At 55.1% G+C, this 686-nt stretch carries 1 rRNA gene; it reads left to right on the forward strand.

Going from position 1 to position 686, the window contains the following annotated elements:
• Positions 1-686 (forward strand): 23S ribosomal RNA (locus E2626_RS17020); the annotation flags it as partial.

The raw sequence follows: 686 nt of genomic DNA on the forward strand, positions 1-686 counted from the left end.
ATCCGGGTGGGAGACAGTGTCAGGCAGGCAGTTTGACTGGGGCGGTCGCCTCCTAAAGAGTAACGGAGGCGCCCAAAGGTTCCCTCAGAATGGTTGGAAATCATTCGAAGAGTGTAAAGGCATAAGGGAGCTTGACTGCGAGACCTACAAGTCGAGCAGGGTCGAAAGACGGGCTTAGTGATCCGGTGGTTCCGCATGGAAGGGCCATCGCTCAACGGATAAAAGCTACCCCGGGGATAACAGGCTTATCTCCCCCAAGAGTCCACATCGACGGGGAGGTTTGGCACCTCGATGTCGGCTCATCGCATCCTGGGGCTGTAGTCGGTCCCAAGGGTTGGGCTGTTCGCCCATTAAAGCGGTACGCGAGCTGGGTTCAGAACGTCGTGAGACAGTTCGGTCCCTATCCGTCGTGGGCGCAGGAAATTTGAGAGGAGCTGTCCTTAGTACGAGAGGACCGGGATGGACGCACCGCTGGTGTACCAGTTGTCTTGCCAAAGGCATCGCTGGGTAGCTATGTGCGGACGGGATAAGTGCTGAAAGCATCTAAGCATGAAGCCCCCCTCGAGATGAGATTTCCCACACGCAAGTGGTAAGATCCCTGAAAGATGATCAGGTAGATAGGTTCGAGGTGTAAGCATGGTGACATGCGCAGCTGACGAATACTAATCGATCGAGGACTTAACCAA

The organism is Jeotgalibacillus salarius (genome assembly GCF_004405125.1).
GTDB lineage: Bacteria > Bacillota > Bacilli > Bacillales > Jeotgalibacillaceae > Jeotgalibacillus > Jeotgalibacillus salarius.